Genomic DNA, 22626 nt, shown 5'->3' on the forward strand with positions numbered 1-22626 from the left:
TCTCAAATTATTTAGAAATTTCATCTAAGATAAAAAGAATTCTGTTATCTAAGGTGTCTTTAGGTACTTCTATGAGATCGTAGCCGTAATTTTGATAGGTTTCAGCGAGATGCGTATAGATGATTTTGGCTTGTTCGAAGTTTTCATAACGTTCTCCATCGCTAATGTATATGTCTTCCCAAGGCGGTAGAATGAAGATTTTTGTGTAAGTATGTTCGCGACAGGCAGCATCAAAAAAGTCAGGATAACCATCCCCTATATAATGCATATAGGCCAAAACATCAGGAATTCCTCTATCTATAAATACAATATCGTGAGGTTCTTGGGAAGCGTCTTGAAATTGCTTTTTTCTTCCTTCAAGAAGTAATTCGCTGAATAATAGCGGTTTTTCTAGGAATAATTGTTCAATTCCTTGTTTTTTGGCTTGCAAGGTTACTTCCCGAGAAATTTCGGGGTAACAACAATATCCGTTAGCTATCAATCCGTCTATGATAGTACTTTTTCCTGTTCCGGGACCGCCAATGATAACTATGATTTCTTTCTGCACTTTTAAAAAATAAGGCGCAAATTTACTTAAACTTATCGGGATTTGAAAAAATGATTGCCGTTAAAATAAGAATAGACAAAAAATCATATTTCAATATTCATAATTTACTTTTGAAACCGTATATTTGCCTTTATTTTTTAAAAGGAAATGGACAAAGCGACGGAAGAATTTTACGACAGATTAAAAGTGGAGCTCGATATGAGTAATACATGGCCAGCATTGTACTTATTTAAATTTATAGTGCCTACTGAAAATGATAACGTTGAGCGCGTTGAATTGGCATTTGATTGCATGGGTGCAGTTATAAAAACCACTAAATCGAAAACTGGGAAATTTACCAGTATATCTGTTGACGTCACTGTCAAAGATGCGCAAGAAATAGTAGATAAATACCTAGAAGTTTCTACAATCAAAGGTATTGTCTCTCTTTAAATGAGAAAAAAATTCTGGATGGTGCACTCGGATGATTATAAATCTTCGGGAATAGTAGCATACGAAATCAAAAATACATACATTCGAATATGAATTCAAAATATATAAAAGAAAACTCGAACGATGTTGTTCACCATTTGGAATACAATGCGGAGCGGTCTCATTTGATTATTCCGGAATACGGACGTCATTTGCAAAAGCTAATTGATCAGGCAACTAAAATTGAAGATCCTGTAGAGCGCAACAAGGCGGCAAAATACATCATTCAGGTTATGGGTAGCTTGAATCCTCATTTGCGTGATGTTCCAGATTTTCAACACAAGTTATGGGATCAGATTTTTATTATGTCTGATTTTAAGTTAGTTGCGGATTCCCCGTATCCAATTCCTTCACGTGAAGTTTTGCAACTGAAACCGGATGTATTACAATATCCTCAAAATTTTCCAAAATACAGGTATTACGGCAACAATATAAAATACATGATTGATGTAGCCAATAAATGGGAGGAAGGCGAAATGAAAAATGCGTTAGTGAAAGTTATAGCTAATCACATGAAAAAATCCTATTTAAGTTGGAATAAAGACACAGTAAAGGATGATGTTATTTTTGAACATCTCTATGAACTATCCGATGGAAAATTAAACTTACTTCAAAGTACAGAAGAACTATTGAACACAACAGATTTATTGAGAACAAATAAACGTGTTTCTAATAAAATTTTGCCTGTTGGTCAGCCAAAAATTTTAAGTAACAAGAATTTAAAAACAGGAAAACCAAAACCATTTCAAAAAAATAATCCAAAATAAGAGTGCTAAGGCCCTAATTTCCTGAGGTGCTAAGACTAAAAAAATTAGCTAAAATCTCAGAGGTTATTGCTTCAGTTCCGCAGAAACTTAAAAAAAAATATGGGAATTTTCAAAATAGAAGGTGGTATTCCATTAAAAGGAGAAATTACGCCACAAGGAGCCAAAAATGAAGCATTGCAAATTTTATGTGCTGTTCTTTTAACTCCGGAAAAAGTAATAATTAATAATATTCCGGATATTATTGATATCAATAAACTTATCACTCTTTTAGGAAATCTAGGCGTGAAAATTCAGAAAACTGGATCAGGGTCATATACTTTTCAGGCAGATGAAGTTAACTTACAATATCTAGAAACTGAAGCTTTTAAGAAAGAAGGCGGATCTTTACGTGGATCTATTATGATTGTTGGACCATTATTGGCTCGTTTTGGCAGAGGGTACATTCCAAAACCTGGAGGAGATAAAATAGGCCGCAGAAGATTAGATACGCATTTTGAGGGTTTTATTAATTTAGGAGCGAAATTTCGTTACAACAGAGAAGATCATTTTTATGGTGTTGAAGCTACAGATGGATTAACGGGAGCAGATATGCTGCTTGATGAAGCCTCAGTAACTGGAACGGCAAATATTGTGATGGCTGCTGTTTTAGCAAAAGGAAGAACCACAATATATAATGCAGCCTGCGAGCCTTATTTGCAGCAACTTTGTAAGATGTTGAACGCTATGGGCGCCAATATTACAGGTGTTGGCTCTAATTTATTGACGATTGAAGGAGTGGAAAGTCTTGGAGGTTGTGAACATAGAATTCTTCCAGATATGATCGAAATTGGGTCGTGGATTGGATTAGCAGCCATGACGAGAAGCGAAATTACCATCAAAAATGTAAGCTGGGAAAATCTTGGTGTTATTCCAAATACCTTTAGAAAATTAGGAATCACGTTAGAAAAAAGAGGGGATGATATTTATATTCCGGCTCACGTTGATGGATATGAGGTCAAAACAGATATTGATGGTTCTATTCTTACCATCGCAGATGCTCCTTGGCCCGGATTTACGCCCGATTTATTGAGTATTGTTTTAGTGGTAGCCACGCAAGCAAGAGGAGATGTTTTGATTCATCAAAAAATGTTTGAAAGCAGATTATTTTTTGTTGACAAGTTGATTGACATGGGAGCAAAAATTATGTTGTGTGATCCGCATAGAGCAGTTGTTATGGGACACGATTTTAAATCACAGTTGAAAGCTACGACAATGTCTTCACCAGATATTCGTGCTGGAATTTCATTATTGATTGCAGCCCTCTCCGCGAAAGGGACGAGTACTATTCAGAATATTGAACAAATAGATAGAGGATACGAACGTATTGACGAACGATTGAGAGCCATTGGTGCTCATATTATTCGTGCGTAAAAATATAAGCAGTACTAAAAATCGTTTAAGTAAACCGGTAGATTTTGAATAGTGACATTCAATTGGGTTTATTTAAACGATTTTATTTTATTTAATTAAATGTAATTATGTCAAACGAACAAACAGCAATAAAGGCTACATATTTTAGTATCATCGGAAATATTAGTTTGGCGATTATAAAGGGTTTAGCTGGTTTTTTTGGCAATTCGTATGCTTTGATAGCGGATGCTATTGAATCTACAACCGATATTTTTGCGTCATTTTTAGTGTTGTTCGGAATCAAGTACTCTAATAGACCGGCAGATAAAAATCATCCTTATGGACATGGTCGAGCGGAACCGTTAATTACTTTTTTGGTCGTAGGATTTTTGATTACTTCCGCCACGATTATTGCATATGAAAGCATCAGTAATATTAAAACGCCACATGATTTGCCTAAATCGTGGACTCTTTATGTTCTTGGAGCAATAATTCTTTGGAAAGAATATTCCTTTCGAATAGTAATGAAAAGAAGTATAGAGACTAATAGTTCCTCTTTAAAAGCTGATGCGTGGCATCACAGAAGCGATGCTATAACTTCTGTTGCGGCGTTTATTGGAATTTCGGTGGCCTTAATTTTAGGGAAAGGGTACGAGTCGGCAGATGATTGGGCGGCACTTTTTGCATCGGGATTCATTCTATTTAATAGCTATTTGATTTTTAGACCAGCTCTTGGAGAAATTATGGACGAGCATTTATATGATGACTTAATTGAAAATATTAGAAAAGTGTCCCTTCAGGTTGATGGAATAATTGATACCGAAAAATGTTTTATTCGTAAAGCAGGAATGCAATATCATGTAGATCTTCATGCTATAGTGGATGCGACTATTTCTGTAAAAGAAGGGCACGAATTGGCGCACAAACTCAAAGATACTTTGCAACAAGAAATTCCGGAATTAGGACATATTTTAATTCATGTAGAGCCAAATAAATAGTATTGTTAAAATCATTTTTTAAATTTATAAAATTAAAAAAGGTGTAAGAAGATTATTTCTCGTGCCTTCTTTCTGGTTGTTAAACTATTTTATCGTTGTTGTTTTACTCCAAAACATTTAAAATCTTCAAGCCAAAAACAACACCATCGCCTTTGTAACCGTTTTGGTACGAACGAACATAATCAACTCTAAACAGTTTGAATTTTCCATAACCAAGATTGTCAAGACCAATAGTAAATTCAGAATAAGGTTTCGAATTTGGAACGGCAAGAGTATGGAATCCTAAAACCATTGTAGATTTCAGTTTATTCAACAAAGGAATTTTATTCATGATGTACCCTTTTTCATTGTGCTCCATGTGGGCTTCAAAATAACGGTCATTTGTGCTATTGGAGTAATAAGGCAATAAATTAAAAACATTCAAATAACGAACTGTTTGACCAATATGCGTCTGATTTCCGTTAAAATGTTTGTAATCTACAAAAGATATATTGTCAGCATTAAAGAATTTTCCTGCTTTTAAATTCATTGCAAAATTTCCTTTGTTTCCTAATGTTACATCATAATAAAGTCGTGTATTTAGATGATCGAACTCATATTTTTTTTCGCTTCCGGCAAATGCTTTTTCATACTCCAAATAAAGAGTTGGATATTTATTGTTCCTAATGTTGAATTTGCCGTCGGGACGAGAAGAGTACTTGTTCCCAAAATTAATTTTTGCAAGCAAATTAGCTTTTGTTAAATGGTGTTTTTCAAAAGCCGGATTAGTGAAATCATTTGGCGCCAAAGGATTATTCGAGGTGTATAAATCGTTTTTGTTAAAATATGAAAAATCGGTATTGTTGAATAATGATTTCCGTTGCTGGTATTCTATCTTTCCATATAGGTTCACTCCATTTGCAATATCTTGGCTGAAGCCAATTGCCGCTGATTCTAGGTTGTACAGTTTCATGAAATTATTCTTGAATGCCAATGTACTTATCGTGTTTAAAACTTTACTGATGGGTTCATTGGGATTAAACTGCTTTACGGAACTTCCTCCTATTACATATAAAGTAGCGTAATTCTGATTATTGAATTGGTGAGTAAATTGTCCAGTGGCGCGCAAACGATCTTCATCGAAACCGTAATTGATAGTAGTACTTATCGAAGTGTTTTTCCCTTTTTCTTCATCCCAACTTTTGAACGAAAAACCAGAACTAAGACTATGACCTTGAACGGTATTAAAACTTAAAGAGCTCAAATCCAGTAATCCATTGTATTTAAAGGAATGTTTTTTGAAAGTGTTTTTGTAATCATAACCCATTATTAAAGCGATAAATTTGAATTTATTGTTTTTCGCATCAATTGAATCCATATACTTTCGGGATTTTCTGATGGTTTGAAGGCTGTCTTTCTCTATATAATCGTTACTTTCTTCTATTGTCAAAGGAATTGGCCGAATGGTATTCCAAAAGGCATCTTCCTTTTTATTGGCATTTGTCTCGAAACTCAAAATTTCATTCCCAAAGGTTTTCTTTTCGAAAGTAAGAGGGAATTCATAATTGGTATATACATAATTGAATTTTCCAGAAAACTTTACGCCAAATGCTCCGGCATTAAAGGCCAGACTTTGAGAGTTTTTTGACCAAATTTTGTTTTTGGAATTGTAACTGAAATTTTGTTTTAAGGTCATTATATCAGTAAATTCATTTTTTATTCTATATCCTTTTATGTCAAGGTCTATGGCGTAAATTGCAAAACTGTCATCGACAATATAAATATATCCTTCAAAAACGGGTTCCTTATCACGGTTTGGAGTGACTTTTATTTTGTTGATTTGCAGATTGTTTTCATTAAAAAAAGTGCCTTCAAGTTTGAATTTATAATAATTGAAAGCATTATCGGCAATGGGCGAAATCATGTTGATTCCAAACTCTAAAGTATTATTATAAAAATCATAGGTAGATGATTTTGCTGTATTATAACTATACCCTTTGTTATTTCCTGAAATTCTGGAAGCAACAATCCTCTCTTTTAAATTGTTGGGCTTTTCAAAAGTTATTTTTGAAACAGTTTCCGATAAATATAAAATACCACTACCGGTTGAATCAAGATTCGTAGCCATGTCATCGCCTATATCAACCTTCATTCCCATTATTTTCTTGGGTAAATCCTTAATCTTAAATAATCCTCTCGAATAAAAATCGGCTGTGTATCGCGCTGTATTTTCTGAATTTTCTTTTTTGGATGCAATTGCACTTTTTATAATTGCTATGGCAAGATTATTTTTTTTGTTGATTATAACCTCGTTTAGGGAATAGCTTTCCTCTAGCATTTTTACATCCAAAATAAAAGAGGACTTTTCTGTTGGAATTGCTATATTTTTAGTTTTAAATCCCAATAATTGAAAAACTATTTTGTTCTTTCCACCTGATTTTATATTCAGCTGATAGTTTCCTTGTTCATTAGAAGTAGTGCCATTATAGGTGCTTTCTTCATAGACACTTACGAAAGGTAATGGCTTTCCTTTTTCGTCAGAGATGGTCCCTTTGATTTGGGCATTGGAATAAAAAGATAACACTAATAATACAAACAAGTAAGCATTCTTCATAATTTAGTTTTTTATAAGACGCTTAATTGTAAGTAATGTTACATAATTTTGATATTAAACTAAAGAAAAGATTGTATTGCTAATTCATAACTTTTTAAACCAAATCCAAGAATTACCCCTTTGGCATTACCTGAAATGTAGGATTGATGCCTGAAGCTTTCACGAGAAAAAGTATTCGAAATATGCACTTCAACCACGGGTGTAGTTATGGCTTTTACAGCGTCGCCAATTCCTATAGAAGTGTGCGTATAAGCCCCAGCATTTAATATAATTCCATCAAAAGAAAAACCATATGCCTGAATTTTATCGATTAATTCCCCTTCGATGTTGCTTTGATAATAGGTAAATTCTATTGCAGGAAATTTAATTTGCAAAGTAGTGAAATACTCTTCAAAAGTTAGATTTCCATATACTTCGGGCTCACGTTTTCCTAAAAGATTTAGATTAGGCCCATTAATAATACTAATTTTCATGTGGTTGTTTTTGTAAAAATAAAAAAACCGTTCCGATTTATGGAACGGTTTTAAAAAAAAAATATATTTTAATTTTCTTAGAACTTAAAACCTGCTGAAACTTGAACAACAGAGTTTTTCACTTGTGCATCTTTCGAGGCATCAGTTAATCCTAAGCCATAACGACCTTGAATAAATAGACTCTTTGTAATATTTAGTCCTAGACCTCCAACGACTGCAAAATCAAAAGTATTTGCATCCTTAACATCAAAATTGTTTCTTTCACTCAATAAAAATGATGCTTGTGGTCCTAGCTCAAGGCTAACAAATTTGTTCAAATTAATTTTTGCTAAGACAGGGATTGATAAGTAGCCTAATTCATTTCTAAACTCTTCACCGGCATTTTTGTAAGTTGCTCCTTGGGTCGAATAAAGTAACTCTGGCTGAATAGCAAAACTATCTACAAGTTTTATTTCGGCAATTAAACCCGCATGGTAACTTGTAATGGCTGAAGTGGTGTAATTTGTGTTATTTACTATAATATCAGATCCATTCTGATTGGCATAATTTACTCCAGCTTTAACTCCAAATTTAACTAATTGTGCTTGCATATTCATCGATATTGCAACAAGTAAAACGGTAACGAAGATTGTCTTTTTCATAAAATGGTATTTAATTTGTATTAATTATTTAAACTTAAAACTCTCAATTTTGACAATTATTGCCTACAATTAGTAAACAAAATAATAGTCAGAAATATTTTAAAAACAAAAATAAGCTTATTTAGCAAAATTTAAAAGCAGTATTTTTCTTAATTTATTATCATTTATCTACCTCAAATAATAGGCTTGCTTGTTGTGCAGTCGCATTTTTCATGCCAAAAAATGAAAAATAAATCTTACTTATTTCTTTTTTTATGCGGTTATATCTGTAATATACTGACAATCAACGAGTTTAATTCATTAATGACAATTCAAAGTTTGCTTTTTTTAACTTTGTTGGTATAAATTTTAAATAATTAATCATGAAAAAAATTACTTTATTATTAGTATTAATTTTCACAGTGTGTTTTGTGAACGCTCAAGACAAGGAAGATATGTCGTTTGGAGTGAAGGGTGGTTTGAATGTTTCTTCCGTTACTAACACTGATCAAGACGGTGTAAATTCAAAATCTTTAATAGAATTTCATGTAGGTTTTTTTAGCGAATTTATGATAAGCAATAATTTTGCAATTCAGCCGGAGCTACTTTATTCCGCACAAGGGGTAAAATTGGAGTCTGGTGGTGACAATGGCGATTTGAAATTGGACTATATCAATATTCCAGTCATGGCTAAATATTACGTGGCTGATACTTTTAGTCTTGAATTTGGACCTCAAATTGGTTTTCTGGTGTCTGCCAAAGCAAAATCTGGCGGCGTTTCTGAAGATATTAAAGATCAGTTAAAATCGACTGATATAAGTTTGGGTTTTGGTGCTGGTTATTATTTTGCTGAAAAATTTATGCTTGGCGCGCGCTATAATTTAGGCTTAACACGAATACAAAAAGATTTATTCCCAGGGGAGTCAGAGTCAAAAAATTCTGTTTTTCAAATTTCGCTAGGATACAAATTCTAACGTTCTAAAAAAAACATATTGATTAACCTTCCGTTATAGCGGAAGGTTTTTTTACGAAAGGAACTTTTTTAAAATGGATTTTGGTGTATGTTTTTTTTTGTAGTATAAATAGTAATTTTATATTTAACAATTAATTAGATTTGTCTTAGATATTTTAAAAAAATAAAAATGAAAAAAGTAATTTTAGCAGTTTCGGCATTCTTAGTATTTACAATTTGCTATTCGCAAAAAGAGGGTGGATTCAGAGTTGGTTTAGATTTTGGATTTGTTCCAGCACAAGGTGGGGCAGGTGTGTTATTTTCTATTGAACCAAAATATAATATTAAAGACAATATGAATGTGGGTTTGCGGATAGGTGCTGCAGGAATAGTTAGAGATATTAATGATTCGGGTACTAGCACAAGCGCCACAGTTTCGGCTAATAGTTCCTACGTTGCTACTTATGATTATTACTTTAACAAATTAGGTAAAAGTTTTGTTCCTTATATTGGTGGAGGTGCAGGATTTTATACGGTAGGGAATGTTCAGTTTGATGATATTAATAGTTCAAATAACGTAACATTAGATGCCACAAGTAATTTTGGCGGGTTAGTTAGAGGTGGTTTTGAGTGGGGGAAATTTAGAATGGGAGTGGAATATAACTTAGTACCGGAATCGACTTTACACGATATGGATGGTAATAATAGAGGGACAGTTTCCAATACATATCTAGGAATTCATTTGGGATTTTATGTAGGTGGTGGCAAATGGGGCAAATAACTTCTTTTGTGAATTATTTTAAAACCTCTAATTTAGGAGGTTTTTTTATGTCTAAAAAAATCTTTACTTTGTAAACATGGATTGGAATTCATACATCAAAAGCTATCAATCTTATTTGAAAATCGAACGAGGTTTGTCAAAGAATACGATCGAAAATTACTCTTTCGATATTGATAGACTACGACTTTTTCTTACTGAAAATGAAATTGCTGTTTCTCCCATACAAATAGGAGAGGAGACTTTGCAGCAATTCATTTATAGTGTTTCAAAACAAGTTAATCCCCGTTCGCAAGCCAGAATCATTTCTGGTTTAAAGAGTTTTTTTAGCTATTTGATATTTGAAGATTACCGTGCAACTAATCCTCTTGAATTGATTGAAACACCTAAAACAGGTAGAAAACTACCGGATACCTTAACAACTGCTGAAATTGACGCACTAATTGCAGCAATTGACTTAACATCGAACGAGGGCGAACGCAATAGAGCTATACTGGAAACGCTTTATGGTTGTGGACTTCGAGTTTCGGAATTGACAGCTCTTAAAATTTCTGATTTATTTTTTGATGAAGGATTTATAAAAATTACAGGAAAAGGAAATAAGCAGCGTTTCGTACCTATTGGGGATTTGACTCAGAAGTACATTCAAATTTATAAAAACAATAACAGAACTCTGTTAAGTATTCAAAAGGGATTTGAAGATACTTTATTTTTGAATAGAAGGGGTAAACAATTGACGCGAGCTATGATTTTTACCATTATTAAAAGTTTAGCGGTAAAAATTGATTTGCATAAAGATATAAGCCCACATACATTGCGGCATTCTTTTGCGACGCATCTTCTGGAAAATGGTGCTGACTTGCGTTCTATTCAATTAATGCTGGGACATGAGTCAATAACCACTACGGAGATTTACGTGCATCTTGACAGAAAGTTTTTGAGAGAAGTAATTAATACTTTTCATCCCAGAAAGAGTTAGTAAATAATGTTTAGATTAAAGATTCCATAAAAAAAAGACTTATCGATTTTGAATCAATAAGTCTTTTTGCATTATCTATTTAGAATTAGAGAAGGACTATTTTGCAATATTGACAGCTCTTGTCTCTCTAATTACAGTTACTTTAACTTGACCTGGATAAGTCATTTCTGTTTGTATTTTTTGTGATATCTCAAAAGATAAAGTAGCAGCATTATCATCTGAAACTTTTTCGCTTTCTACGATAACACGAAGTTCTCTACCAGCTTGAATAGCGTAAGCATTTTTTACACCACTGAATCCGTAAGCTACTTCTTCCAGATCTTTTAAACGTTGGATATAAGAATCTAATACTTGTCTTCTTGCACCCGGTCTAGCTCCAGAAATAGCATCACAAACCTGAATAATAGGAGATAATAATGATTTCATTTCGATCTCATCGTGGTGAGCACCAATTGCATTACAAACTTCTTCTTTTTCACCATATTTTTCAGCCCATTGCATTCCTAACAAAGCGTGAGGTAAATCACTTTCTGCATCAGGAACTTTACCAATATCGTGCAATAAACCGGCTCTTTTGGCCAATTTTACATTCAGACCTAATTCAGCTGCCATGATTCCACAAAGTTTAGAAACTTCACGGGAGTGTTGCAATAAATTTTGTCCGTACGAAGAACGGTATTTCATACGCCCAACTACTTTAATTAATTCCGGATGCAATCCATGAATTCCCAGATCAATAACGGTGCGTTTACCAACTTCTATAATTTCATCGTCAATTTGTTTAGCGGTTTTAGCAACAACTTCTTCAATTCGGGCAGGGTGAATTCTTCCGTCAGTTACCAATTTGTGTAAAGCCAGACGAGCTATTTCTCTACGTACCGGATCAAAACAAGACAGTATGATAGCTTCTGGTGTATCATCTACAATGATTTCAACTCCAGTTGCTGCTTCTAGCGCTCTAATATTTCTACCTTCACGACCAATAATTCTACCTTTAACATCATCAGATTCAATATTGAATACCGATACGCAGTTTTCTACTGCTTCTTCAGTTCCAACTCTCTGAATAGTGTTTATAATAATTTTCTTTGCTTCTTGTTGTGCTGTCAATTTCGCTTCTTCAATAGTATCTTGAATATGCGACATTGCTTTGCTTTTAGCTTCGGCTTTTAAACCTTCAACTAGTTGGTTTTTAGCATCTTCGGCAGATAATCCGGAGATAACTTCCAGTTGTTGCAATTGACTTTTATGTAATTTGTCAACTTCAGTTTGTCTTTTGTCTAAAACTTCAATTTTAGTATTGTATTCTAACGTTTTTGATTCAAAATCATCATTAACCTTTTTAGCTTTTGATAATTCATTAGAAATTTGAGATTCTTTATCTCTGATTCTTTTTTCTATTTCTGCTACTTTTTTATCACGTGAAAGGATTACTTGCTCATGCTCTGATTTCAATTCGATAAATTTTTCTTTTGCTTGAAGTATTTTATCTTTTTTTATGTTTTCAGCTTCAAGATTAGCGTCTTTTAAAATTGATGCAGCTTCTTTTTTAGCATTTTTAATCAAATTAGAAATATTGCTTTTTTCAATTACTTTGGCTATTCCAAAACCCCCTACAATACCTATAATTCCTGAAATGATGATCGTTACTATGTCCATGTTTGTTAAAATTTATATATAAAAAAGCCTACATTAGTGAGATTGAATAAACTCGGAATGACAAGTTTTGAGCTAACTCGTTGTTCAAACTTCCAAACTGAATTGGCTTGTTATAGTAACGATGATTTGCTCATTCTAAATTGTTAGTGTTGAGTTTACCAAATGTGAACTAATGTAGGCAGTATCTTAGTCTTTTGTAAAGAACGTTTAATTGTCGAGATATTGATCTAAAAGCGCGTTGATTTTTTTTATTCTTTCAATGGTTGCTTCACCATCAATAGCATTATCAATTTGTTTTTGTTCTGATTGTGATGCAAATTGTAAAGCACACATGGCTAATACGTCTTGTTTATCACGAACTGCGTAATTTTCTTCAAACTGCTTAATCATCACATCAATTTTCTTTGAAGCGCTTCTAAGGCCTTCTTCCTGAGACAATTCAACCGTTAACGGATAAACTCTGTCTGCAATTGATATTTTAATTTTAAGCTTTTCGTCCATATCTATTATTAATCTGATAGTTGTGCTATACAGTAATCAATTTCGCGAATTAATGAATTTATTTTAAGCTTCGTATCTCTTTTATTTTCGTCACTGCCTAGTAATGCGTTTGCCATTTTTAGTGTTTCACACTGCGTTTTTAGCGCTTCAATCTCTTGAGATTGAGTTTGTATGACTTGTGCAGCTTTTGTTAATTCAATTTTTAAATCTTGACTGTTTTTCTCTAAACTTTTCATTTTCAGGAAAAGTTTTTCAACCTTATTTTCAAGAGTATTAATTATTTCTGCAATTACACTCATTATATTGCTATTTCATTACTTAATCTTACAAAGTTAGTATTCCTTTTTATTATTGCAATATTTTATTGATTTTTTTACGTTAAAAAAATCAATCCAATGTAATTCAGTAAGTTGTGATTTGATTTCGTTTCTAATTTGTATTAGGTAGTTTTTTTTTATCTTAGCAAAAATCTATTCGAATGAAACTTTTTGTTTTTTTATTTTTATTTAGCAGTTCTCTTTTTGCTCAGACAGAATATCCAAAAGACTATTTTAGTCCGCCACTTGATATACCGATGCAGCTTTCAGGAAACTTTGGAGAATTAAGGCCCAATCATTTCCATGCAGGTTTTGATTTAAAAACAATGCAAAAGGAAGGATTGAAGGTGCACGCTGTTGCTGATGGATATGTGTCAAGAATTAAAATTTCAACTTTTGGTAATGGAAAAACAATATACATTACCCATCCCAACGGATTTACGTCAGTATATGGGCATCTGCAAAGCGCTAATGATACAATTGAAAAATACATTATAAAGACCCACTATAAAGAGAAGTCATTTGAGATTGAAATGTTTCTAAAACTAGATGAATTGGTTGTCAAAAAAGGACAAATAATAGGGCTTTCTGGAAATACAGGTGCTTCCGAGGGACCACATTTACATTTTGAGATTCGGGATACTAAAACGGAGAAGGTGATAAACCCATTATTTTTTGGTTTTGATAAAAACATAAGAGATACAAAAAAACCTATTATTTCTGCTGTTTATGTATATCCGTTAGATTCTAAAACAACTATCAATCATTCTAAGAGGCCTTTATTATTAAATTTGTCTTTGCAAAAGGACGGTAGTTATTTGGCAGAGAAAGTAATTTCCAACGGGAAAATAGGTTTCGGAATTTCGACTTTTGATTACGATGATGTTTCTTTCAACAAAAATGGAGTATTTAAGATACAGTCTTTTTGCAATGGAAAACCAAACTTCGGTTATCAATTTGACACCTATTCTTTTGATGAAATGAGATACATGAACGCACTGATCGACTATTCGAGATATAAAACGATGGATCAAAGGATTCAAAAATTATTTATGAAAAATAAATATGGGTTAAGTATCATTAAAACCGATGAGACCAATGGGATATTTTCAGTACTCCCAAATTTAGCATCGGTTTGCCGTATTGAAGTTTCTGATTTTTATGGAAATAAAACAACTGTTTCAATTCCTATTCAATACGATTTATTGTCCACTATTATTGACAAGGAGCGAGGTGTATCTAACTATTTTGTAAAAGCAAACAAAGATTCCAATTTCGCCAAAGAGAACATGTCTGTTTTCTTTCCTGCCGGCACTTTCTATGATGATTTTGATATGAATTTTGATGTTAAAAACAACACTTTATTTCTTCATGATGATACCGTTCCGGCTCATACTAATTTTGCCATTTCCATTGAAGACATTAAATATAGTGAGACTCAAAGAAGCAAACTATTTATTGGTATGATTGATGGAAAAAAAATAAGCTACCTTCCTACCTTTCGTAAAGACAGTTTATTTACAGCAAAGTCAAAGATCTTAGGTAAGTTTGCTTTAGTTTTGGATACAGTTGCTCCTATAATTAGCATTTCAAAACCAATTGAAGGAAAGTGGTTAAGTGAGCAAAAGACAATTCAACTTAGCATAAGTGATAGTTTATCAGGTATAAAATCATATAACGGCTATTTGAACGGCAACTGGATATTATTCGAATATGATAATAAAACTAAAAAAATAACACATAATTTTAGCGATGGAATTGTGGTCGAAGGTGCCAATGATTTAAAAGTTGTTGTAATTGATAATGTAGGAAATTCTGCTACCTTTGTGACTCATTTTTTTAGAAGTCAAAAAAAATAAAAACCAAATCATTTGAGTACGAATAGATTAATACTTGTTTTCTTTTTTTTCTGTATTGGGTTTGCTGCAACGGGCCAGAATGCTCGAATTAAAGGAATTGTTCTGAACTCCAGCAATCAACCAATTGCGAATGTAAATGTTGTCTGTATAGGTAATTCTTCACAATCCAATGCGAATGGTTTTTTTGATTTAATTGTTCCTGCAAATCAAAAAATGACAGTTGTTTTTACGCATGTTTCTTTGAAAAAAACTACCGTTTCTATTTTATTAAAACCTAATGAAGACTATGAAATGAACTTGGTAATGAATGAGTATCAGGAACAAATGGGAGAAGTTATCATTGTATCCAAAAACAAAAAAAGAATTCAAGGAATTATTACAATTGAACCTGAAGTTATTCGGAAAATGCCTGGCGCTAATGCCGGTATTGAGAATATTTTAAAAACCTTGCCTGGAGTGAATTCGAATAATGAACTGAGTACGCAGTATGCGGTTCGCGGTGGGAACTATGATGAGAACTTGGTTTATGTAAATGAAATTGAAGTCTACCGTCCCTTTCTTATTCGGTCCGGACAGCAAGAAGGATTAAGTTTTACAAATACCGACTTGGTGCAAAATGTTGATTTTTCCGCTGGTGGTTTTCAAGCTAAATTTGGAGATAAACTATCCTCAGTCTTGGATATCACTTATAGAAAACCTACAAAATTTGGAGCAACACTTGAAGCGAGTCTTCTTGGCGGAAGCGTGTCTGTAGATGCCGTTTCTAAAAATAATAAATGGTCAGCGATTACTGGGGTAAGATATCGAAATAACAGTCTTTTGGTAAAAAGTCAGGATACTCAAACTAACTTCACCCCTTCATTTGCGGATATTCAAACAAACATAAATTATCAGGCTTCGTCTAAATGGCAGTGGGGTTTTTTAGGGAATATTTCTCAGAACAAATACCATTATCAGCCATTAACGCGCCAAACTAATTTTGGAACGCTTGATAAACCGATGGCGCTTTTGATTTATTATGAGGGACAGGAGAAAGATAAATATGATACTTATTTTGGAGCTTTAAAATCTACATTTAAGGTAAATACTAACTTTACTTTAAAATTTATCGGGTCCGTTTTTCATACTTTAGAACAAGAATATTTTGACATTTTTGCACAATACCGTTTGGGAGAAGTGGATGCTAATATTGGTTCTGAAACGTATGGTAATGTTGATTTTACTAGAGGAATTGGAACACAACTGAATCATGCTCGGAACGATTTAGATGCCTTAATTGTCAATACAGAGGTAAAAGGAATTTATGATTGGAAAGAAAACCAATTGGAATGGGGAGTAAAATACACACGAGAATCTATACGAGATAGAGTGGTAGAGTGGGAAGTAATCGATTCAGCGGGCTTTTTTATAAACCCTCCAATTATAATTTTGCCTAAAAATGACCAGCCCTACTCTCCCTACACAGGACCTTTAGTTCCATACCAAAATGTGAGAGCCACTAATTTTGATACCATCAATAGATTTTCGGGTTATGGACAATGGAGTCGTAAAGAGCATATAGGTTCCAGTGAAGTTTGGTATAATGCAGGAGTGCGAATTCATAATTGGGAAGTTTTAGGAGATAATATAGCTGGCAAGTCACAGATGACAATTAGTCCAAGAGCTCAATTTGCTATAAAACCCAATTGGGAGAAAGATATGGTTTTTAGGCTTTCTGGAGGATTGTATCATCAGCCACCGTTTTATAGGGAGTTGCGGGATGCCAGTGGAGTAGTGCAACCTAATGTAAAGGCACAGCAATCCATTCATTTTGTTTTGAGTAATGATTATAGTTTCAAAATGTGGAATCGTCCTTTCAAACTGGTTTCAGAGTTGTATTATAAGTCGCTGACGGATGTTAATACCTATACGATTGATAACGTTCGCATACGTTATGCAGCTACGAATAATGCTAAAGCATATGCGCAGGGATTAGATGTAAGGTTGAATGGTGAGTTTGTTCCCGGAACAGAATCTTGGTTGAGTTTTGGCTACTTAAAAACAGAAGAAAATAGTGCCGATAGAGGATTTATTGCCAGACCTACGGACCAGCGATTAAAATTTGGACTTTTATTTCAAGATTTTATGCCTAATATTCCGAGTGTCAAGTTGTATTTAAATTTGGTGTATAATACTGGTTTACCTGGTGGATCGCCATCATATGCAGATCCATATTTATACCAAAACAGGCTGAAAGATTACCGCAGAACTGATGTCGGGTTCTCAAAAGTGCTTATTAATGAAAGTACGAATATTAACAGAAAATGGTTAAAAAGCTTAAAAGAATTAGAGATAGGATTAGAGATTTTTAACCTCTTTGATAACCAAAATGCAATTACGAATACTTGGGTTCGCGATGTGTATTCCAAAAATCAATACGCAATTCCAAATTATATGACAACAAGGGTTTTTAATGTGAAATTAAATGTAAAGTTGTAATTGAAGTAAAACAAGGAATTTTAATAAGGGTTGAAACGATTTTTCTGATACAAATCAATAAAAGAATGCCGTTACCGTTTTTAAAAATGATTACATTTGAATTTATTATAAAAAGTATACCATCATGAAAAAGTTACATATCACTTTATTAGGAATATTTGTTTTGCTTTTAGCCAGCTGCAAAGAAGATCAAGAAAAACCAAAAGTTACTTATGATGCAAGTAATAAAGGAAAAAGTATGGCAAAAACGGATTCTAATTTAATAGCAATTGCTGATTTACCTATTCAGATGGAAGGTACCGATTATTTGATTCATCCAGTTGGCGATTTAAGTATTCGTGAAAAAGGGATTAAAACGAGATATGGATCTTCTAGTGTGAATGATTTGAGTTTTACAATATCTAACTATGGAGAAAATGAAATCACTGGTTTTTTGCAGAATTTAAAGTTTCAGCGTGTAGACTCTGATTCTATAAAAGCATTGACGGTTAAACCAGTTTTAATTCAAACCGCTACCTATTTAAAATCTGTTTCTGTTAAAACCAAGAATCAAATTATGGTTTATACGATGGTTGATGTAGACACCAATAAGGATGGAAAATTAGATACTAGCGATATTAAAGCTTTGTATATTAGTAAAATAAGCGGTGAAAAATTCACTAAAGTATCCGATGATTTTCAAGAATTAATTGATTGGAAATTGATGGAATCTAAAAACTACTTGTATTTTAGAACTGTTGAGGATACTAATAAAAATGGACAATTTGATAATAAAGATGTGGTGCATTACAACTATATCGATTTGTCAAAGAAAGACTGGAAAGTCGTTAGTTATAAGCCGGTTTAATGCTTTAATTTAGGATTTTAGCAGTGATTCTCAATTAATGATTTTTCTTCCAAACTATAGCAGAAAGAGTTAAATCAAAATGTCACTTTCTAAGTCAGATTTTTCAATCTCAAAATTAAAACCTAATTCGGAAACCAGTTGAATTACTAAATTTTTGTACCAATTTTCTGATTTTGGATGAATGTAAATTTTTTCGATTAATTGGTTGATATTAACATTGATTTTTAAACCTTCATTAATTTTGATATTATTTTCGGCAATATCAGTGATGATTCGGACTTCTCGCTCGTACTGAAAACTTTTTCGTTTAAACAGAAAAGGGAAAAACATATCGTCAAACGGAATGTACTCTTTTTTGTAATCGATGTAATTGACTTCTCCAATATGCTGATCAAAATTTGTTTCAGGTTGCAGCGCGTTTTGTAGTCTCCCAATCGTGGATTGAATCGCTAATCCTTCGCTGTTCTGCGTGAAAATCTGCCACATCGCAAACGATTCATATTCATTGATGTGCCAACTGCTGATAGCCACCCTTTCCCGATGACTTTTGTAATAGTTCAAAAAGTCAGGATTGTCAATGGATAATTTCCTGATTTCTTCAAATGTAGGTTCGCTAAAAGTGCCTTCGTACTGATCCTCAAATTTATCAGAACGAGACATAAATAACTTTTGAGACATCAATAAATCCAAAAACTTAGACAAATCCAGGTATTTCCAAACGATTGTGTTTGGATCTTCTGGCAGTTTTATATTTGGATTATTGAGGTACATTTTTATATTTTAACTATTAGGATTCGAAAGACTGCAGGTTTACTAATTTGTTATAAGTACCATTAAGTGCCATAAGTTGTTCATGTTTCCCTTGTTCCACAATTTTTCCTTTTTTCATGACCACAATTAAATCTGCTTTTTGAATAGTTGAAAGTCGGTGCGCAATAACAATTGAAGTTCTGTTTTGCATCATGTTTTCTAATGCGACTTGTACAAATTTTTCACTTTCGGTATCCAATGCTGATGTCGCTTCATCCAAAATCATAATTGGAGGATTTTTCAAAACAGCACGAGCGATAGATAATCTTTGTTTTTGACCTCCTGAAAGTTTGTTTCCGCTGTCGCCAATGTTGGTGTAAATTCCAAGCGGTAAATCTTTGACAAATTCATAAGCGTTGGCAATTTTTAAGGCTTCAACAATTTCTTCGTCCGTTGCGTTATCTTTACCAAGCGAAATATTGGCTTTTATGGTATCATTAAATAAAATACTGTCTTGAGTTACTAATCCCATCAAATCACGAAGCGAGTGCAGGTTCATGTCTTTGATATCAATTCCATCAATAGCGATTGTTCCTTCATTTACATCATAAAAACGAGTCAGTAAATTAGCAATGGTACTTTTTCCGCTTCCGGATTGTCCTACAAGAGCTACTGTTTGTCCTTTTTTTACTTCAAGTGAAAAGTCTTTTAAAACCGCTTCATCTTCGTATTTAAAATTAATATTTTGGATTGTTATTGTAGAGTCAAACGTTTTTTTGTCAACTGCATTTTCTTTTGAAGTGATTTCATTTTCGACTTCTAAAACTTCAAAAACTCTTTCTGCAGCGGCTAATCCGTTTTTAACGGAATAAGAAGCTTTAGAAATGGCTTTCGCTGGCGTAAGAATATTGAAAGCCAAGGTCAGGTAAACGATAAAAGCAGATCCTTCCAATGTTTTTTCTACCAGAACTAAATTCCCACCATAAAACAATAAGACTGCGATAGTTGTAATTCCTAAAAATTCGCTTAATGGCGTTGCTAAATTGTTTTTGCTGCCTATGCTATTTGATAAATTCAACAATCGAGTCACTGAATCGTGAAACCTGCTTTTGAAATTACGTTCAGCATTGTAACTTTTTATAACTTTTAATCCGGTCAAACTTTCATCAACAATAGAAATTAGAAAGCCACTTTCTTTTTGAGCCTGCATGGATTGTGCTCTCAAATTTTTGGCAATTTTTGAAATGATTAATCCTGAAATAGGGATGAATACTAAAACAAATAAAGTCAATTTTACACTGATAAAAAACATCGTAACTAGCGCAAAGACAATGGTTAAGGGCTCTTTTACCACGAGCTCTAATATAGAGAAAAAGGAATTCTGAACTTCATTGACATCGCCAAGCATTCTGGCCATAATATCTCCTTTTCTTTTTTCAGAATAATAAGAAATTGGCAATTCTATTATTTTGTCGTACATTGATTTTCTTAAGTCCCGTAACACACCATTTTTTAAGTGCATGATGTGATGCGATGCGAGATAGTTAAATAAATTTTTGAATAAGAATGTTGTAATAACCATTAAAACAACAAATAACAACGCAACTTGAATGCTGTTTTCCTTTGTCAGTTCTGAAATTTTGTAATACATAAAATCCGAACCAAACTGCTTAATATGCCCTATTCCTGTATAAACCGGCTCCTTTAGTATCTTTTTGGTTTTACCAAAAAGCACTTCAAGGACAGGAAGAAGTGTTAGCATAGAAATAGTGCTAAACAAGGCATACAAGATATTGTATATGACATTCCAGGTAATATGAGACTTATATGGTTTTGTATAAGGAATTAATTTTAATAAGCTTTTGTCCATTAGTTCAATTGCATTGCAGTAATAATATTTTTAATTTTTTCATTCAAAACAGCCTCCACTTCCTTGAAATCCTCAATAGATTCCAGTTCCGTATTGACGCTGATGTAGAATTTTATTTTTGGTTCTGTTCCGCTTGGTCTGGCACAAATTTTAGAACCGTCTTCGGTGTAATAAATAAGTACATTCGATTTTGGAATGTCCATTTTAGTTACTTCATCGGTCAATAAGTTTTTTGCTGTTGAGGATTGGTAATCTTCCAGCATAATCACTCGTTGTCCGTTGATTTCTTTCAATGGATTTTCTCTCATGTCAATCATCATCTGATTGATTTCCTGTAAACCGTCCATTCCTTTTTTAGTCAATGAAACCAAATGTTCTTTATAAAACCCATTTTCAACGTATAATTGAAGTAATTCTTTGTAAACGGTACTTTCTTTTGCTTTGGCCTGAGCTGCTAATTCACAAATTAATAAAGTAGCGGCAACAGCATCTTTATCACGGACCGCATCGCCAACCATGTAACCAAAACTTTCTTCACCGCCACCAATGAATTCTAACTCCGGGAAATCCTTTATCATTTTGGCAATCCATTTAAAGCCGGTCAAACCCACTTTGCATTCTACGTCATAATTCGTGGCTAATTCCATCATCATAGGAGTAGAAACAATTGTCGAACCCACAAATTGTTTACCATTTATTTTTCCTGCTTTTTTCCATTGTTCCAATAGAAAAGCAGTCATTAAAATCATCGATTGATTTCCATTGAGCAAGGTCATTTGTCCTTCATTATTTCGAACGGCAACACCCAATCGATCGCAATCTGGATCAGTCCCAATAACAATATCGGAATTGGTTTTGTTCGCTAACGCTAGTGCCATAGTCAATGCTTCCGGTTCTTCCGGGTTAGGAGATTTTACCGTCGGAAAATCACCATTCGGCAGTCTTTGTTCTTCAACAATATGTACATTCGTGTACCCGGCTTGTGATAATGTATCAGGAACTAATGTTATCGAAGTTCCGTGCAAAGAGGTAAAAACGATGTTCAAATTTTCTTTGGCTGCAGCAGAAGTATTAAAACTCGCATTTGCAATCGAGGATTTTATAAACGCTTTGTCAACATCCGTATCAATATGATGGATCAAATCTTCATTAGCAGAAAACTTGATTTCATTGTAATTTAAGTTTTCAATAGTATTGATAATCGCTTCATCTTCTGGCGGAACAATTTGCCCGCCATCCTCCCAATACACTTTGTAACCGTTGTATTCTGGCGGATTGTGAGAAGCAGTAAGAACAATTCCGGCTTGACAACCTAAATGTTTAACCGCAAATGACAATTCAGGAGTAGGTCTCAACTCCGAAAACAGATAAACCGTAATCTCATTTGCTGAGAAAACATCAGCAACTACTTTTGCCAGAGTATCACTATTATGGCGACAGTCGTAAGCAATAGCAACTTTTAAGTCTTTATTTGGGAATACTTTATGCATGTAATTGGCTAGACCTTGCGTGCTTTTTCCAAGGGTGTATTTATTAATCCGATTGTTCCCAACGCCCATAACACCGCGCATTCCGCCCGTTCCAAATTCTAGATTTTTATAAAAGCTTTCTTCCAGTTCTTTAGAGGAAGTAGTCATCAATTCCTTGATGGCTGCATGTGTTTCATTATCAAATGTTGGCGTAAGCCATTCATTTACTGCATCCAAAATGTTTTGTTTGATATCCATTTTATAGATTTTTTTAGTGTCTAAATTTTTAGTTTAAAATTTCAAAATAGT

Annotated in this window: 20 protein-coding genes; 10 read left to right on the forward strand and 10 right to left on the reverse strand. The window is 33.4% G+C overall.

Annotated elements, in window-relative coordinates; translation table 11 throughout:
- Positions 1-7: 7 nt before the first annotated feature.
- Positions 8-547, reverse strand: coding sequence for an AAA family ATPase (locus ACFX5D_RS02460; RefSeq protein WP_379856674.1), 540 nt, complete (start codon positions 545-547; stop codon positions 8-10).
- Positions 548-694: 147 nt separating this feature from the next.
- On the opposite strand from ACFX5D_RS02460, the gene ACFX5D_RS02465 reads away from it, so the two are divergent.
- The 4 genes from ACFX5D_RS02465 to ACFX5D_RS02480 all read left to right on the forward strand — a co-directional run bounded on the left by ACFX5D_RS02465 (position 695) and on the right by ACFX5D_RS02480 (position 4172).
- Positions 695-979, forward strand: a complete 285-nt coding sequence (locus ACFX5D_RS02465; protein ID WP_379856675.1) for a DUF493 family protein — start codon at positions 695-697, stop codon at positions 977-979.
- A gap of 89 nt (positions 980-1068) precedes the next feature.
- On the forward strand, positions 1069-1785 hold the full coding sequence (locus tag ACFX5D_RS02470) for a DUF4290 domain-containing protein (protein WP_379856676.1): 717 nt from the start codon (positions 1069-1071) through the stop codon (positions 1783-1785).
- A 99-nt stretch (positions 1786-1884) separates the two neighbouring features.
- Positions 1885-3195, forward strand: coding sequence for a UDP-N-acetylglucosamine 1-carboxyvinyltransferase (gene murA, locus ACFX5D_RS02475; protein WP_379856677.1), 1311 nt, complete (start codon positions 1885-1887; stop codon positions 3193-3195).
- 107 nt (positions 3196-3302) lie between these two features.
- The gene (locus tag ACFX5D_RS02480) at positions 3303-4172 is read left to right on the forward strand and encodes a cation diffusion facilitator family transporter (protein WP_379856678.1); all 870 of its coding nucleotides are present in this window, start codon (positions 3303-3305) and stop codon (positions 4170-4172) included.
- Between the two features lie 103 nt (positions 4173-4275).
- Here the strand turns inward: ACFX5D_RS02480 and ACFX5D_RS02485 are convergent, their stop codons facing one another.
- The 3 genes from ACFX5D_RS02485 to ACFX5D_RS02495 form a co-directional block, all read right to left on the reverse strand.
- A complete protein-coding gene (locus ACFX5D_RS02485; protein WP_379856679.1) occupies positions 4276-6765 on the reverse strand; it encodes a DUF5686 and carboxypeptidase regulatory-like domain-containing protein in 2490 nt (829 codons plus the stop codon).
- 59 nt (positions 6766-6824) lie between these two features.
- Entirely contained in the window at positions 6825-7238 is a 414-nt protein-coding gene (locus ACFX5D_RS02490) for a type II 3-dehydroquinate dehydratase (protein ID WP_379856680.1), read from the reverse strand.
- Positions 7239-7315: 77 nt separating this feature from the next.
- A complete protein-coding gene (locus ACFX5D_RS02495) occupies positions 7316-7879 on the reverse strand; it encodes a porin family protein (protein ID WP_379856681.1) in 564 nt (187 codons plus the stop codon).
- 362 nt (positions 7880-8241) lie between these two features.
- Here ACFX5D_RS02495 and ACFX5D_RS02500 point away from each other — a divergent pair, with 362 nt between their 5' ends.
- From ACFX5D_RS02500 to xerD, 3 genes are all read left to right on the forward strand, one after another.
- Positions 8242-8832 carry a porin family protein gene (locus tag ACFX5D_RS02500; protein WP_379856682.1) on the forward strand — a complete coding sequence of 197 codons (591 nt, stop codon included), beginning with the start codon at positions 8242-8244 and terminating at the stop codon, positions 8830-8832.
- A 168-nt stretch (positions 8833-9000) separates the two neighbouring features.
- A complete protein-coding gene (locus ACFX5D_RS02505; RefSeq protein WP_379856683.1) occupies positions 9001-9591 on the forward strand; it encodes a hypothetical protein in 591 nt (196 codons plus the stop codon).
- A gap of 76 nt (positions 9592-9667) precedes the next feature.
- Positions 9668-10567, forward strand: coding sequence for a site-specific tyrosine recombinase XerD (gene xerD / locus ACFX5D_RS02510; RefSeq protein ID WP_379856684.1), 900 nt, complete (start codon positions 9668-9670; stop codon positions 10565-10567).
- Between the two features lie 96 nt (positions 10568-10663).
- Here xerD and rny read toward each other — a convergent pair whose 3' ends face one another.
- From rny to ACFX5D_RS02525, 3 genes are all read right to left on the reverse strand, one after another.
- Positions 10664-12226 carry a ribonuclease Y gene (gene rny, locus ACFX5D_RS02515; protein WP_379856685.1) on the reverse strand — a complete coding sequence of 521 codons (1563 nt, stop codon included), beginning with the start codon at positions 12224-12226 and terminating at the stop codon, positions 10664-10666.
- Between the two features lie 207 nt (positions 12227-12433).
- Positions 12434-12727 (reverse strand): cell division protein ZapA, encoded by a 294-nt coding sequence (locus ACFX5D_RS02520; protein ID WP_379851077.1) that lies wholly within the window; start codon positions 12725-12727, stop codon positions 12434-12436.
- An 8-nt stretch (positions 12728-12735) separates the two neighbouring features.
- Positions 12736-13026, reverse strand: a complete 291-nt coding sequence (locus ACFX5D_RS02525; RefSeq protein WP_379856686.1) for a hypothetical protein — start codon at positions 13024-13026, stop codon at positions 12736-12738.
- Positions 13027-13205: 179 nt separating this feature from the next.
- Between ACFX5D_RS02525 and ACFX5D_RS02530 the strand changes: the two genes are divergently transcribed.
- The 3 genes from ACFX5D_RS02530 to ACFX5D_RS02540 all read left to right on the forward strand — a co-directional run bounded on the left by ACFX5D_RS02530 (position 13206) and on the right by ACFX5D_RS02540 (position 18228).
- Positions 13206-14903, forward strand: a complete 1698-nt coding sequence (locus ACFX5D_RS02530) for a M23 family metallopeptidase (RefSeq protein ID WP_379856687.1) — start codon at positions 13206-13208, stop codon at positions 14901-14903.
- 12 nt (positions 14904-14915) lie between these two features.
- Positions 14916-17381: a TonB-dependent receptor gene (locus ACFX5D_RS02535; protein WP_379856688.1), complete on the forward strand. Its 2466-nt coding sequence runs from the start codon at positions 14916-14918 to the stop codon at positions 17379-17381.
- A gap of 124 nt (positions 17382-17505) precedes the next feature.
- A complete protein-coding gene (locus ACFX5D_RS02540) occupies positions 17506-18228 on the forward strand; it encodes a hypothetical protein (protein WP_379856689.1) in 723 nt (240 codons plus the stop codon).
- A gap of 69 nt (positions 18229-18297) precedes the next feature.
- On the opposite strand, the gene ACFX5D_RS02545 is transcribed toward ACFX5D_RS02540, so the two are convergent.
- Genes ACFX5D_RS02545 through ACFX5D_RS02555 form a run of 3 tightly spaced genes read right to left on the reverse strand, consistent with a single transcriptional unit; the run spans position 18298 to position 22575 of the window.
- Complete coding sequence (locus ACFX5D_RS02545; RefSeq protein ID WP_379856690.1) at positions 18298-18999, reverse strand: hypothetical protein; 702 nt, start codon at positions 18997-18999, stop codon at positions 18298-18300.
- Positions 19000-19015: 16 nt separating this feature from the next.
- The gene (locus ACFX5D_RS02550) at positions 19016-20848 is read right to left on the reverse strand and encodes an ABC transporter ATP-binding protein (RefSeq protein ID WP_379856691.1); all 1833 of its coding nucleotides are present in this window, start codon (positions 20846-20848) and stop codon (positions 19016-19018) included.
- On the reverse strand, positions 20848-22575 hold the full coding sequence (locus ACFX5D_RS02555; RefSeq protein WP_379856692.1) for a phospho-sugar mutase: 1728 nt from the start codon (positions 22573-22575) through the stop codon (positions 20848-20850). Before ACFX5D_RS02555 ends, ACFX5D_RS02550 begins: the two co-directional genes overlap by 1 nt.
- Positions 22576-22626: the final 51 nt, after the last annotated feature.

It is taken from the genome of Flavobacterium fructosi, from assembly GCF_042787335.1.
Taxonomy (GTDB): domain Bacteria; phylum Bacteroidota; class Bacteroidia; order Flavobacteriales; family Flavobacteriaceae; genus Flavobacterium; species Flavobacterium fructosi.